1 protein-coding gene is annotated in these 362 nt (G+C 67.1%); it reads left to right on the top strand.

Annotated elements, in window-relative coordinates:
• On the top strand, window positions 1–362 hold a 362-nt coding region (locus tag ACPYN9_RS17230; protein ID WP_424468124.1), incomplete at both ends, for an IS110 family transposase.

The following is a 362-nucleotide window of genomic DNA, read 5'->3' as shown; positions in this document are numbered from 1 at the left end:
GCCCGGACCCTCCCGCACGCCCTCAGATCAATCCAGCTCGCGGACGAACAGGTCGCGGAACTGAGCATGCTCTGCGGCTTCGATGACGACCTCGCCGGACAAGTGACCGCGACCAGCAACCGCATCCGCGGTCTGCTCACGCAAATCCATCCCGCGCTCGAACGGGTCCTGGGGCCACACCTCGATCACCCAGCGGTCGTTGATCTCCTGCAGCGGCATCCCGCTCCGGCCGATCTCGCGAAGCTCGGACCTGCGCGTCTCGGAAACCGACTCGTGAAGCTCGCGCCGCGCATGGGCAAACGCCTCGCGGGCGAGATCATGCAGGCGCTCTCCGAGCAGACGGTCGTGGTCGTCGGCACGAA

Origin of the sequence: Pseudoclavibacter helvolus, assembly GCF_049707175.1 — a bacterium.
Lineage (GTDB): Bacteria > Actinomycetota > Actinomycetes > Actinomycetales > Microbacteriaceae > Pseudoclavibacter > Pseudoclavibacter helvolus_A.
This window is presented reverse-complemented; position numbering and strand designations above follow the sequence as displayed.